The organism is Aquimarina aquimarini, from assembly GCF_900299535.1.
GTDB classification, from domain to species: domain Bacteria; phylum Bacteroidota; class Bacteroidia; order Flavobacteriales; family Flavobacteriaceae; genus Aquimarina; species Aquimarina aquimarini.
The window spans coordinates 47,063-60,108 of sequence record NZ_OMKE01000014.1; the positions used below are offsets into that span (position 1 = coordinate 47,063).

Annotated in this window: 14 protein-coding genes; 8 read left to right on the plus strand and 6 right to left on the minus strand. The window is 30.8% G+C overall.

The features are described 5' to 3' along the window. The first annotated feature begins 164 nt into the window (after nt 1-164). Complete coding sequence (locus DG508_RS08450; protein ID WP_108867731.1) at nt 165-3,014, plus strand: WD40/YVTN/BNR-like repeat-containing protein; 2,850 nt, start codon at nt 165-167, stop codon at nt 3,012-3,014. A gap of 82 nt (nt 3,015-3,096) precedes the next feature. On the opposite strand, the gene DG508_RS08455 is transcribed toward DG508_RS08450, so the two are convergent. Both DG508_RS08455 and DG508_RS08460 read right to left on the minus strand, forming a co-directional pair. Continuing rightward, on the minus strand, nt 3,097-3,285 hold the full coding sequence (locus DG508_RS08455) for a hypothetical protein (protein WP_108867732.1): 189 nt from the start codon (nt 3,283-3,285) through the stop codon (nt 3,097-3,099). Nucleotides 3,286-3,447: 162 nt separating this feature from the next. Then, nucleotides 3,448-5,181 carry a helix-turn-helix domain-containing protein gene (locus DG508_RS08460; RefSeq protein WP_108867733.1) on the minus strand — a complete coding sequence of 578 codons (1,734 nt, stop codon included), beginning with the start codon at nt 5,179-5,181 and terminating at the stop codon, nt 3,448-3,450. Nucleotides 5,182-5,380: 199 nt separating this feature from the next. Here DG508_RS08460 and DG508_RS08465 point away from each other — a divergent pair, with 199 nt between their 5' ends. The 5 genes from DG508_RS08465 (at nt 5,381) to DG508_RS08485 (ending at nt 9,646) form a co-directional block, all read left to right on the plus strand. After that, complete coding sequence (locus DG508_RS08465; protein ID WP_159090763.1) at nt 5,381-6,457, plus strand: helix-turn-helix domain-containing protein; 1,077 nt, start codon at nt 5,381-5,383, stop codon at nt 6,455-6,457. A 161-nt stretch (nt 6,458-6,618) separates the two neighbouring features. Then, nucleotides 6,619-7,227, plus strand: coding sequence for a hypothetical protein (locus DG508_RS08470; RefSeq protein ID WP_108867735.1), 609 nt, complete (start codon nt 6,619-6,621; stop codon nt 7,225-7,227). A gap of 101 nt (nt 7,228-7,328) precedes the next feature. Beyond that, a complete protein-coding gene (locus DG508_RS08475; protein ID WP_103866601.1) occupies nt 7,329-7,724 on the plus strand; it encodes a DUF2721 domain-containing protein in 396 nt (131 codons plus the stop codon). 36 nt (nt 7,725-7,760) lie between these two features. Next, nucleotides 7,761-9,212, plus strand: coding sequence for a PAS domain-containing sensor histidine kinase (locus DG508_RS08480; protein ID WP_108867736.1), 1,452 nt, complete (start codon nt 7,761-7,763; stop codon nt 9,210-9,212). Nucleotides 9,213-9,232: 20 nt separating this feature from the next. Beyond that, nucleotides 9,233-9,646 (plus strand): response regulator, encoded by a 414-nt coding sequence (locus tag DG508_RS08485; protein WP_108867737.1) that lies wholly within the window; start codon nt 9,233-9,235, stop codon nt 9,644-9,646. 58 nt (nt 9,647-9,704) lie between these two features. Here the strand turns inward: DG508_RS08485 and pyk are convergent, their stop codons facing one another. The 4 genes from pyk to DG508_RS08505 all read right to left on the minus strand — a co-directional run bounded on the left by pyk (nt 9,705) and on the right by DG508_RS08505 (nt 12,352). Then, nucleotides 9,705-11,132 (minus strand): pyruvate kinase, encoded by a 1,428-nt coding sequence (gene pyk / locus DG508_RS08490; RefSeq protein ID WP_108867738.1) that lies wholly within the window; start codon nt 11,130-11,132, stop codon nt 9,705-9,707. Further along, entirely contained in the window at nt 11,132-11,623 is a 492-nt protein-coding gene (locus DG508_RS08495) for an IPExxxVDY family protein (protein ID WP_159090764.1), read from the minus strand. Before DG508_RS08495 ends, pyk begins: the two co-directional genes overlap by 1 nt. Nucleotides 11,624-11,873: 250 nt before the next feature. Continuing rightward, complete coding sequence (locus DG508_RS08500; RefSeq protein ID WP_108867740.1) at nt 11,874-12,083, minus strand: hypothetical protein; 210 nt, start codon at nt 12,081-12,083, stop codon at nt 11,874-11,876. Nucleotides 12,084-12,112: 29 nt separating this feature from the next. Continuing rightward, the gene (locus DG508_RS08505) at nt 12,113-12,352 is read right to left on the minus strand and encodes a hypothetical protein (RefSeq protein WP_103866595.1); all 240 of its coding nucleotides are present in this window, start codon (nt 12,350-12,352) and stop codon (nt 12,113-12,115) included. A gap of 148 nt (nt 12,353-12,500) precedes the next feature. Here DG508_RS08505 and DG508_RS08510 point away from each other — a divergent pair, with 148 nt between their 5' ends. Further along, complete coding sequence (locus DG508_RS08510) at nt 12,501-12,731, plus strand: helix-turn-helix domain-containing protein (protein WP_108867741.1); 231 nt, start codon at nt 12,501-12,503, stop codon at nt 12,729-12,731. A 69-nt stretch (nt 12,732-12,800) separates the two neighbouring features. Further along, a complete protein-coding gene (locus tag DG508_RS08515; RefSeq protein WP_103866593.1) occupies nt 12,801-13,028 on the plus strand; it encodes a helix-turn-helix domain-containing protein in 228 nt (75 codons plus the stop codon). Nucleotides 13,029-13,046 lie beyond the last annotated feature (18 nt).

Here is a 13,046-nt window from a genome sequence, read left to right on the forward strand (position 1 = left end):
AATCAATAAATTAAATAAAAAACTATGAAAAACCCAAGAAAGAAATAATATAAAATTATTTTATTCGCAATATTTTGAGGAATAGATGATTGTTAAACAATCTCTAAAAATTTTGAGTTTGTAGTAACAATATCTACTTTGAGCGCACTAAATACTAATTCAAAATGAAAATTTTTATAGCATCTTTTTTTCTTTTTCTTTCTTCTTTAATTTATTCTCAACAACCAGCAACACATGCAGACGAAGTGCAAAAAGGGTTGTTGAATAAAAAAGAAATGAAAGAAACTTCATTGGTACAACATGTGCCTTTTATAAACATTGGCCCCACAGTGATGAGTGGTAGGGTAGTTGATGTGGCTGTAAACCCTGACAATACTACAGAGTTTTATGTAGGATATGCCTCTGGGGGATTATGGCATACAATAAATAACGGAACTACTTTTGAGCCAGTGATGGATTCAGCAGAGACTATTAATGTTGGGGATATTGCTGTAGATTGGAAAAACAATATCATATGGGTAGGAACTGGAGAGAATAACTCATCAAGATCTTCTTATGCTGGAGTTGGAATTCTAAAATCTGATGATGGTGGTAAGACATGGAAAAATGTAGGATTAACAGATACTCATCATATAGGTAGAATAATTATCAATCCAAATAATCCCAACGAAGTAGTAGTTGGAGCAACAGGACATTTATACTCTTCTAATGAAGAAAGAGGAATATATAAAACAACAGATGGCGGTAAGACGTGGCAAAAAACATTATTTATTGATAACCAAACAGGGATTATTGATCTTGCAGTTACTCCAAATGATTTTAATATCATGTATGCTTCTGCTTGGGATAAGGATAGAAAAGCCTGGAATTTTAGAGGGAATGGTTTGGGATCAGGAATTTATAAAAGTACTGATGCTGGACTTACCTGGAATAAAATTTCTATAAAAGCAAGCGGTTTTCCTACAGGAGAAGGAGTAGGACGTATTGGTCTTGCAGTTTTTGATAAAAACACAATATATGCTGTACATGATAACCAATATAGGAGAGAGAAAAATACTGTAAAAAAAGAGGGAGCAGGACTGACCAAAGAGGATTTTAAAACAATGTCATCAGAGGCTTTTCTCAAATTAGAAAATAAAAAACTAAATGCGTTTTTAAAAACCAATGGTTTCCAAGAAAAATATAGAGCAGATAATGTAAAACATTTAGTACGCAGTGGTACAGTAGCACCAATTGATCTTGCTAAATATCTTGAAAACGCAAATTCAATGTTGTTTGATACTCCAGTAGTAGGCGCAGAAGTGTATAGAAGTGATGACGGAGGAAAATCATGGCAAAAAACCCATACAGATTATATAGATGATCTATTCTATAGTTATGGATATTATTTTGCACAAATACAAGTAAACCCTGTCAATAAGGATCATATTTATATATCTGGGGTACCAATTCTGAAATCTAAAGACGCAGGAAAAACGTTTAAGAATATCAATGGAAAAAATGTTCATGCCGATCACCATTCCTTGTGGATCAATCCAAAAAATCCAATGCATTTGATAAATGGTAATGACGGTGGGGTAAATATTTCTTATGATGATGGAGAGCATTGGATAAAAGCAAATCAACCAAGTGTAGGACAGTTCTATGCAATCAATATAGATTATGAAAAACCATATAACGTATATGGTGGTTTACAAGACAATGGAGTTTGGGTAGGAGCACATACAGCAAAAGAAGATGAAGAATGGCATCAGACAGGGCATTATCCGTGGGAAAGTATCATGGGAGGAGATGGTATGCAAATACAGATTGATAATAGAGATGCAAATATTGTTTATACAGGATTTCAGTTTGGAAATTATTTTAGAATAGATAGAGCAACAAATGCACAAACATATATTCAACCTAAACATGAATTAGGAGAATCCCCTTATCGATTCAATTGGCAAACACCAATCCTATTATCTTCTCATAATCAGGATATTTTATATGTCGGGGGTAACAAGCTTATGCGATCTATGAACCAAGGAGATGATTGGGTAGCAATATCAAATGATTTGACCACTGGTGGAAAAAAAGGAAATGTAGCTTTTGGCACACTGAGCTCGATATCAGAATCTCCTTTTCAATTTGGATTGATTTATACAGGAAGTGATGACGGTTTAGTATATGTAACCAAAAATTCTGGAGGTAGCTGGAATAAAATTTCAGATTCTTTTCCTAAGGATCTTTGGGTATCACGAGTAATTGCATCATCTCATAAAAAGGAAAGAGTGTATGTTACCCTAAATGGATATAGATGGGATGATTTTACTCCTTATATATATGTAAGTGATGATTATGGAAAACATTGGAAAAGTATAGCAAACAATTTACCAATAGCAGCAATCAATGTAATTAAAGAAGATCCAGAAAATGAAAATGTATTATACCTAGGAACAGATAATGGTGCCTATGTTTCTTTTGACAAAGGAGGTGTCTGGCAAGTATTTTCTAAAGGGTTGCCAGATGTTGCAGTTCACGATATTGTTATACAACCAGAAGCCAAAGATTTATTATTAGGAACACATGGTAGAAGTATCTATACTGCCAACATAGAAGCATTACAAACTCTTAATGACAAGGTGATGAGCAAAGCACTACATGTTTTTGAGATGCCTGCAATAAAATGGTCAGATCGATGGGGTGTTTCCTGGAGTAAATGGATGACACCTAATAAACCAGAGACAACAATTAAGTATTATATTTCTAATACAGCAGATGTTTCAGTAAAGATTACTTCAGAAGAAGGAAAAGTGCTTCAAGAGTTTTCTACAAAAGGGGATAAAGGGCTTAATTATGTAAACTATGACCTTACTATTACAGAAAAAGGAAAAAAAGCTTTAGAAAAAGAATACCCTGACGAAGAAGTGTCTAAAAGGAAAGATGGTAAGTATTACCTTCCTGTGGGAAACTATCAAATTGTAATTAGCAGTGGAAAAAACAGTGAGAAGATAAATTTTGATGTTAAGTAAGATGATTTCTCATTGAGTATAATGCAATAAATTAATTTAGATAAGACCTTATGTCGTTATAAACAACATAAGGTCTTTTTTTTTACCCTAATCCAATTATTGTTGGACTGGTACAGTTTATGTTTTTTGTTTCGCAAGCTACACTGGTGTGATGAAAAAGATCACCAGGGTCATCTGTCTTGCGATGACCACCTTTGATCGATGCTATGGTTTCTAGCTTTGTAATGTTTAATTTGTTAAGACTTAACTTTTTACCCTTTACTTTTTTCATGATACTTAATTTTTAAGATTTTTGTGCAAATACTTTTATTTAATTCCCAGAACAAAAATAATGTAAACATCAATAAAACAGCTGCTTATGTGGTTTTTGTTATTCGAAATTCACGGAATTTCGATAAAATCATCAAGTATTTATAGTGAATTGAAAAAAAGCTTAAACCATTTCAGAATGTAGTTTTTTGATAAAATAAGAAGTTTTGATACCAGTACTCTTTTTAAAGGCAGAAGAAAAAGATTCGGCAGTATTAAACCCCATTTCTTCAGCAATTCCTTGTATCGTATAATTTTTAAGAGTCTTATTCTTTTTGAGCTCATTTACAGCATATTCAATTCTGAGCTCATTAATATAATTGATAAAGTTTTTGTTTTTATGATGGTTGATCACTTTAGATAAATACTTTGTATTTGTTTTTATGTCTTTGGCTAGAGAAGTAGTACTTATATTTTTGTGTAAATACAGATGATTTTGCTCAAACCAAGCAAGGCCAGTCAATATCTCTTTTACAGTATCATCTGGAACCCCAATATCGTGAGAAGGATTATTTTTTGATGTCTTACTCTGATTTTGAGTATTTTGGTGGATGAGTTTTTCAAATTTTTGTTGATATACCTTCTTTTTTTGAAACTGGATATATAAGAAAAGGAGAATCACAATTGAGATGATACTAAGAAAAATTACTACCAGATTCAGATGTTTATTATCTCCTGTTAGTTCAGTGATAAGTACTTCTTTTTCCTTTAACAACAAAGGAGTGTCAAACTCTTTAAACAATCGAGAAGAGACAAAAGAAGCTTCTTTATTTATAATACTATCAAATTTGAGTAATTTATTGATGTATTCTAGTTGCTTTTCTTTTTGACCATATGTCTTAAAAGAGTTGATTAAAAACTCATACCCTTCTCGAATCTCTATTGGAGTAATTTTCTCTTTTTGTAGGATAGAATCAACCTTGATAAAATGTGTCTTGGCAGCTAATTTATTCTGTTGTTTTAAGTAGATTTTTCCTAAATAAAACTCTCCCAAAACATGTGTTTTTATATACTCTATACTACTTTTGTTCAACATCAAAAGACCTTTGGAAATGCTATCATATGCGGTTTTGTATTGATGTTTAAAAAAGAGGTTAATACCTTCATTGACTATAATTTTTCCATAAAAACGATCATAATAAACTCCTGGTTTTTTAGACAATTGTATTGCTTTAGAATTATATAACGATGCAGAATCTAGCAGTTTATTATATCGATATGACTCTGCCAATGCAATAGAAGATTTTAAGAATCGAGTAGTATCAGTACTATGATTGGCAATAATATGAGCAAAGTTTTCTTTAAAAAGAGGTAGGCCCTCTTGGTGTTTTCCGATTTCGGTTTTAATACAAGCAATATTGTGTTTGGTAACAGTTATAAACTCAGAATTTTGTACTTTTTCTGCTACAGATAGTAGTGCAAGATAACTGTCTAAGGCTAGACTATACTTACATTTTTTTAGATAATATCCCCCTTTAAAAGAATAAGCTACAATTGGATACATTTTATCTCCAGAACCTTTACTTAGCTCAATAGATCTATCTAATAAAGCTATTTTTTCTGATTCTTCTACAGCATAGTACGATAACATGCAATATGTTTGCGCAATTTTTATAGTATTATTCTCAGTTATTGCTTTTTTTAAACAGCTGCGTAAGTAGATTTTTGATTGTATGGTATCTCGCCAGGTTTTACGATAAGATGCATATATACTATCATAGCTCATGAATTTTAAAGAATCAGGAACCTCAAAATCTTTTTCTTGCCCAATAGAAGATAGTATACTAGATAAAAAAAGAATAAAGAATGATCTAATATAAAAAGAAGTAAAAAAAGGATATGTTTTTTTTGGGTTCAAGAGTTTTTGTTTAATCAGAATCGTATGTATAGCTATAGATAAAGATACTATTTTCTAATCTTATTATATGAGTTATTTTGTTGTTATTCATTTGTTTAGTGTGTTTTTTAAGTCTCGAAATTCTCTGAATTCCGAGACATTGTATTTGTATCCTAGAAGAGTGTCGTTCTATATTTGATGTAGAATCAACATGATCATCATGAGTATCAAAAACAATATACATAATGAGATAATGACAGACTCATCTGCTTTTTTAAAAAAAAAGCAGGAAATGATTACTATAGATGATGCTCAAAGCAATTCTAGAGAACAAATACAGACATTGAATAAAAAGGATTTAAGACAACCTTCGGTTTCAGGTTGTGCTATTTCTGATTTAGATTATTTCTTTTCAGAAGAAGGCTTTATCAATAACCAGAATAAGTCTGGTGATTTGATAAGGGTATTGAGTTACTTTGCATCTGCATTGTTCCAAAAAAATACACTAGATGAGGTATTAAGAGATATTACAGAAAATTGTATTTCACAACTCAAATTAGAAAACGGTGTTATATACATGTTTGATCAGGAGAATACTTTTTTGATTCAGAAAACTCTATTTGATACTAATAAAAACAAGGAGAATAATAACATGACCCCAATACAAATTATGAAGGGAGAAGGTGTCATTGGTGAAGTAGCACAGTCAGGAAAATTGCAATGTATTGATGCGATTTCTTATGACTATAGATATACGATCTATAATACTAATAATAAATCAAAGTTATCGGTTCCTATTTTTATGAATGATAAAGTGATTGGTGTTATAGATTCAGAACATTCCCAAAGCAAATTTTTTAATGAGGATTATATATTTTTATTTCGATTGATAGCAAAATTAACGGCAAAAAAAATACAACATGTTTTTGCAAAAAGAGAGATACATATTACAAGTGATAATATTCATTATAAAGAGCTTGACTTTTTAATGAAAGAAGCAAAAATATATAGAGACTCAACGCTGGGACTGGATGCAATGGCAAAACGATTACATATCAGCAATAATTATTTATCACAGTTAGTAAATAAAATAAGTAAACGTAATTTTACTGACTATATAAATAGATTTAGGATAGAGGATGCAAAGTTAAAATTAAGAAACCCACATTTTGCAAATTACACGATTATTGGGATTGCACTAGAATCAGGATTTAACTCAAAGTCTACCTTTTATAGTACATTCAAAAAAATGACTGGGATCTCCCCAAAACAATACAGACAAGATATAACCACATAAACCATTTTAGAATGAAAAAAATATTATATTTAATACCAATGGTTGTTTAAATTTTATACATTAAGAGAGATTTTAATACTTCGAAGCTAGCTTCGAAATTAAAGGTTTGTTTCAAACGAATATTTCGTGGGCTTATCTCGAGGTAGTTTATTTTTATAAAAATGTATCAGGTAGTAACAAGAATTGTCATAATTTTCAGTCTTATTTTTTCTAGTATCAGCAATGCACAAGAGTCAAAAAACACTTTAGAAAATTCGGATTCTTCTATATCTGATGTTTTTAAGGTAGGATACACCTATTGGTGGCCTCAATCTGGCCCTTTTATAGGTAATTGTGGTGATACATATAGTTTTGTATTTCTAGGAACTGTTCGATATATAAATACCCCAGCTGAAGATTCAACAAGTATAGTTGTTTCTCAAAAAGGAGGAATACAAATAGATGAGGTACTTACAGTAAGAGATGTAAAAAATAACACCTATAAAAATCAATCTCTTTTTGTTTCAGATTGTTTTTATGATCAAGATCTTACACAAGGAGATAAGGTACTTGTTTTTTGTTATGAATATGAAGGAGATTATAGCATACCAGGAAAAAAATCAATATTAAAAATTAGTGATTCAAATGATCTGATAGTACAGTCAATAAAGAGTTATATAGAAAAAAATCAGAACCCATTATCATTAAAAAAAGACATTTCATTGTGGAAAAAATATGGATTAGACACAGAATTAAAACAGCTAATAAGTTGTAAAGAAGCAATGGATTAAATCTGTAATACTTCTCAATAATACATTTTGATAATGCGATAGTTTATTATTTGCTACTCTATTTTTTTGATCTACATTAGTAGTTCCAAAAGAAAAAAGATATGACTCTTACTATGGGGATTCCAGCATTATTGTTTCCTGCAATATCATTAACCATGTTGGCGTACAATGCTAGATATTTAGCTATTGCCGCATTGATAAGGCAATTACATAATGAATATTTGATTTCTCAATCAAAAAATATAGTATTACAAATCAAAAATTTAAGAAAACGACTCAGACTAATACGTAATATGCAAGCAATAGCTATAATGAGTTTTTTGACCAGTGTAATTACTATGTTCTTGTTATATATAGAGCAAATATCACTGGCAAATATGGTATTTGCAATCAGTCTTCTTTTATTGATGGTTTCTCTTTTCTTATCTTTTATAGAAGTTCAAATTTCTACCAAAGCATTAGCTATTAGGCTCGATAGAATAGAAGAAAATAAGTAATAAATCCTTATCTTGTTAAGATAATAATTCTTTTCAATGCTCCAGAATGAACTTTTTAATAGTGTAATACGAGATTCTAATGCAGGTTATTGGGAGCTGCATATAAATCCAGAAAGAGAAATATGGTCAGATAAATTTTGTAATAGTCTTGGATATTCAAAAGAGGAATTACAACCGACAATTGATTATTTTCTGGAACATTTAGTGCACCAAGATGATGTAGCACTTTTTAGAGATAATTTTATAAGCTATAGGCAGAATGCAGTAAACTTTAAACAACATATAAAAATCCTTGATAAACAAGGAGGCTATAAACTTTTTAGATGTGCCACCAATGATGAATTGCCAGTTAATATAAAATCAGAAGTAAGTCTTGTTTTTTTTATAGAAGTAAAATTAGAACCTGAACAAGACATAGCCAAAGATAATTTTTATTATAAAGAGACTGCACAAATGACCTCTACAGGTAGTTGGTATGTAGATTTTAAAGAAAAAAAAAGTTACTGGGATTTTGAGACCAAACGAATTTTGGAGTACCCAGATGATTATATCCCTTCGCTTAAGGATTCTGCCAATTATTATGCAGAGGATTCGATACAAAAAGCGGCAGACTTATTTTTTAATTGCGCAATGACAGGAGTACCTTTTAATACAGAGATCAAGATGGTCACAGCCAATAAAAGGGAGTTTTGGGTAAAAGCTATAGGAAAACCAATATATAATGATAGTAAAGAGATAATTGGAATTAGAGGGGTTTTTCAAGATATAGATGAAATCAAGCAAAAAGAAGTAAGACTACAGAAGTCTATTGATATAATTGCATCACAGAACTCTAGATTATTCAATTTTGCTCATATCGTATCCCATAACCTTAGATCACATACTAGTAATTTGTCGTTATTAGTACAATTGATAGAAGATATTGATAACCCAGAAGAAAAAATTGGATTTATCAAAGAAATCAAACAGATATCGTATAGCCTGAATACTACGATTGAACACCTTAATGAGATCGTAGCGATTCACACAAATAAGGATCAAGTAAAAAAGAAAATAAAATTTCAGGAATCACTTGATTTGGTTACCAATGGAATTGGGCAGATGATATCTATGAGCAAAACAAAGATTTTGGTAGATTTTACAGACCTAAAAGAAATTAATTATGTAGCGGCCTATCTAGAAAGTATTTTACTAAACTTGATAACAAACGCTATAAAATATAAACACTTAGATAGAGATCCTATTGTAGAAATCAAAACATATGAGATAGGTAAAAATAAATACCTAAAAGTATCTGATAATGGTAGAGGAATAGATATGAAGCTATTCAAAGATAAAATATTTGGGATGTATAAAACGTTCCATTATAACAAAGATGCGGTTGGAATAGGGCTGTTTTTAACAAAAAACCAGATAGAATCATTAGGAGGTAGTATTAGTGTAGAAAGTGAAGTTGATCAAGGAACTACTTTTATAATTGAATTTTAAATAAATAAAACCCCAGAGTCATGAGTCAAAAAATAGGATTAGCTTGTATTATTGATGATGACAATATGTATGTAAATCTTGTAAAAAAGATTGTAGAGGCAAGAAGCCTTTGTAAGAACTTGATGGTGTTTCAAAACGGAAAAGATGCACTCAATCATTTTGAAGCTATTTTGACTAATTTGGATAACAAGACTATTCCCGAGATTATATTTCTTGATTTGAATATGCCAGTAATGGATGGATGGGAGTTTCTGGATAATTTTACCAAAATAAAAAACAAAATAGGAAAAGTGATTACACTCTATGTGGTAAGCTCATCGATTAACCCCGTAGATATAGAAAGAGCCAAAAGTATTAATTTGGTAAAAGATTACTTAGTAAAACCTGTTACTATAGAAGATTTAGAGAGTATTTTCTTAAAAAATACCTTATAAAAAAAGACCCCTTTTTTAAGTAAGAGGTCTTTTATGAATACTTTATTTAACGCTATATCTACACTTGAGAAACTCTAAGTGTATTTACCATTCCTTTTGCTGTAATTGGCATTGCAGCGAGATTTATCAACATATCCCCTTTTGCTACAAATTTACGATCCAATGCTATTTGATTAACATCTTCTACAGTTTCATCAGTACTTACAAATTTGTCATAGAAAAAAGCTTTTACACCCCATAGCAAACTAAGTTGTGATAAGATTCTATGATTGCTGGTAAAAACCAAGATATGAGCATCAGGTCTCCAGGCAGAGATTTGAAAAGCAGTATACCCACTATTAGTCAATGTACAGATTGCTTTGGCATCAATATCATTAGCCATATGTGCAGCATGATAGCAAATAGATTTAGTGATAAATCTATTTGTTCTTATATGAGGAGGATTTTGTGGTACTGTAATTAGATCAGAATTCTCAACACTTTTGATTACATTAGACATCGTCTCTATTACCTGTACTGGATATTTACCAACAGAAGTTTCACCAGATAACATAACAGCATCAGCACCATCCATTACAGAATTGGCTACATCATTAACTTCAGCACGTGTAGGTGTTAAGCTATCTATCATGGTCTCCATCATCTGGGTAGCAATAATTACAGGTATTCTGGCAGTTTTTGCTTTGAGTACTAATTTCTTCTGAATAAGAGGAACCTCTTGAGCAGGAATTTCTACCCCAAGATCCCCTCTTGCAACCATCAATCCATCACAATACGCTACAATTTTATCAATATTCTCAACACCCTCAGGTTTTTCGATTTTGGCAATGATTGGAATTTTATATTCACTATGCTCTTTAATCAAATCTTGCAATTCAATAAGATCCTGAGCATGACGCACAAATGATAATGCCATCCAATCCACTCCTTGCTCACATGCAAAAATAGCATCCTTTATATCTTTCTCTGTTAGTGCAGGTAAGGAGATGCTTGTATTAGGTAGGTTGACCCCTTTTTTAGACCTTAGAGGGCCTCCTTGTATTACCTTGGTCTTAACAGTATCTTTTTTGTTTGAAGAAACAACTTCAAAAATCAATTTACCATCATCTAGCAATATTCTTTCTCCAGCTTTTACATCCTTAGGAAAACTCTCATAATTCATATACACTTGCTCAGCTGTTCCTACAAAAGGCTCACCTGTTACAAAATTGATTGTATCACCATCATTTACGATGATATCTCCTTTCATGACACCCACTCGTAATTTGGGTCCTTGCAAGTCACCTAGTATCGCTGCATTATAACCATGTTCCTTACTTAGTTTTCGTATAATTTTTACACGTTCTTTGACGTCATTATAATCTGCATGAGAAAAATTGATTCTAAAAACATTTACGCCAGCTTCCAGCATTTTTTTTAAGATCTCTTCACTACTGGTTGCGGGTCCCAGAGTAGCGACTATTTTAGTTCTTTTACGTTTTGGCATTATTCGAATATTAAGTTGTTCTTTGATTTAAGTGTTGCATATTCTACAGGATATGCAGTTATAATTTGCGAAATAGAAAGTATATCGGCTAACAAGGATTTACTTGAAAAATTTGAAGTCTCTGTTTCAATTTTTAGAAAATAATCTACATTCTTTAATTCTGGAATTAAATATTTTGTAGTAAACGTATTCTCTATTGTAGTAAACAATCCGTCAGAAATATCTGTTTTTGATTCTATTTGAGTCTGAAACTTATTTCCCAAAAGGCTATATGTATTGTATTGAAATTGATCATCATATCTATATAATGGAAAGTTGGCAATAAAGTCATCATACCGAAAAATGATATCTTCTTTTTTTCTGAAAAGTTTTAATTTCAGATTTTTATTCAATAAAAAAGCTAACCTATATGAAGCTAATGAACAATGAATGGCAATAAGTTCATAATCATCATCGGCAAAGGCATCTAATACTAAACGCTGAACAGCCACTTTTGATCTTTTTATTTCAGATTAATGCGAAATATACAAATAAAATCATCCAACGGGTTTAATTAAATATAAACTTATTTAACGAAAACGATTGAGTTAGTATCTTTTTGATAGAAGTGGTTTTTACTTTATGTTATAGAAAGTATAGTTATCAAGAATACCATCAAATTTCATGGGTGTTCTATTACTTTATTTTATAGAATAGAATCACCCATGATTCTGATAATTTTATCTATAATAGATGTGGTGGTTATTTAGTGTGGTCTATTATCCTTTTGCGTAATCGCATTAATGTATTTCTATGGATTACAGCTTTACCATCTATTATAGATAATGCTGGGTTCATTTTTAAAAGTACTTCTCTGAGAACATCTTGAGGAACATGAATATGTTCAGACAATCGTGTAATGGCTATTTGTTTTTCTTCGGCATTCAGGTTTTTGTAATTTTTATTAAGCATATAAAGTGATGTTCTATAAATTCAACAAATTATGGTTTAGGAGCATTATACGTTCTTAGAATAAAAAGACGTCTAGCTCTATGTATATGTTCTATTGCTTCTTCACGAGTTTTTCCTTTTTTATATAATTTATTTATCCATGTATATATAAGAACTTCATAAGGACGTTTTTTATCAACATCACAAAAGAAATTTTTGAACTCCAAATGAAGTGCATTTAAGACTTCATTTGTAAATCTATGGTATATATCGTCTTTTTTTATACTCATGGGGATAATTTATATCTGATAGTATGCAAGTTACGATTTTTTCAACAAAAAGAGCATTATATACCGTAAAATCACGTATCATATGCCGTAATATTTTGTTAAGTGAATACTGAATTTTGTTTGAAAGTATATAAAGTACAGCTTTTTTATGAAAAAACAGGAGAAACTGCAACAACGTATTCAATTAATTGGAAAACGTATTAAGAAATTAAGGATTGATGGGAATTACACAAGTTATGAAAAATTTGCTATTGCAAAAGGAATTGATCGAAAGCAATATTGGCGATTGGAAAAGGGATCCAATTTTACAATGGCCACACTAATTAATATTTGTGATTTTCATAATATAAGTTTAGAAGAGTTTTTTGAGGGATTATAAGCAAAATCTACATCTCTGGGGTATTCGTGCCGTAATTTTTCAGACACATAATGATGATTTTTGTTAGTGATGGAAAATAAAACTGAAGACCGAATTAAAATCATTGGGGAGCGTATTAGACAACTAAGGTTTAAAGCTGGTTATACTAGTTATGAAACGTTTGCCCATGATAAAGGTGTCGATAGAAAGAACTATTGGCGTTTAGAAAAAGGTGCTAACTGTACACTAAAATCTCTTATGAAAATTTGTGATATACACGATATTTCTTTAAAAGAGTTTTTTAAAGATATAGAGTAATCTTTTGTTATAGTAAAT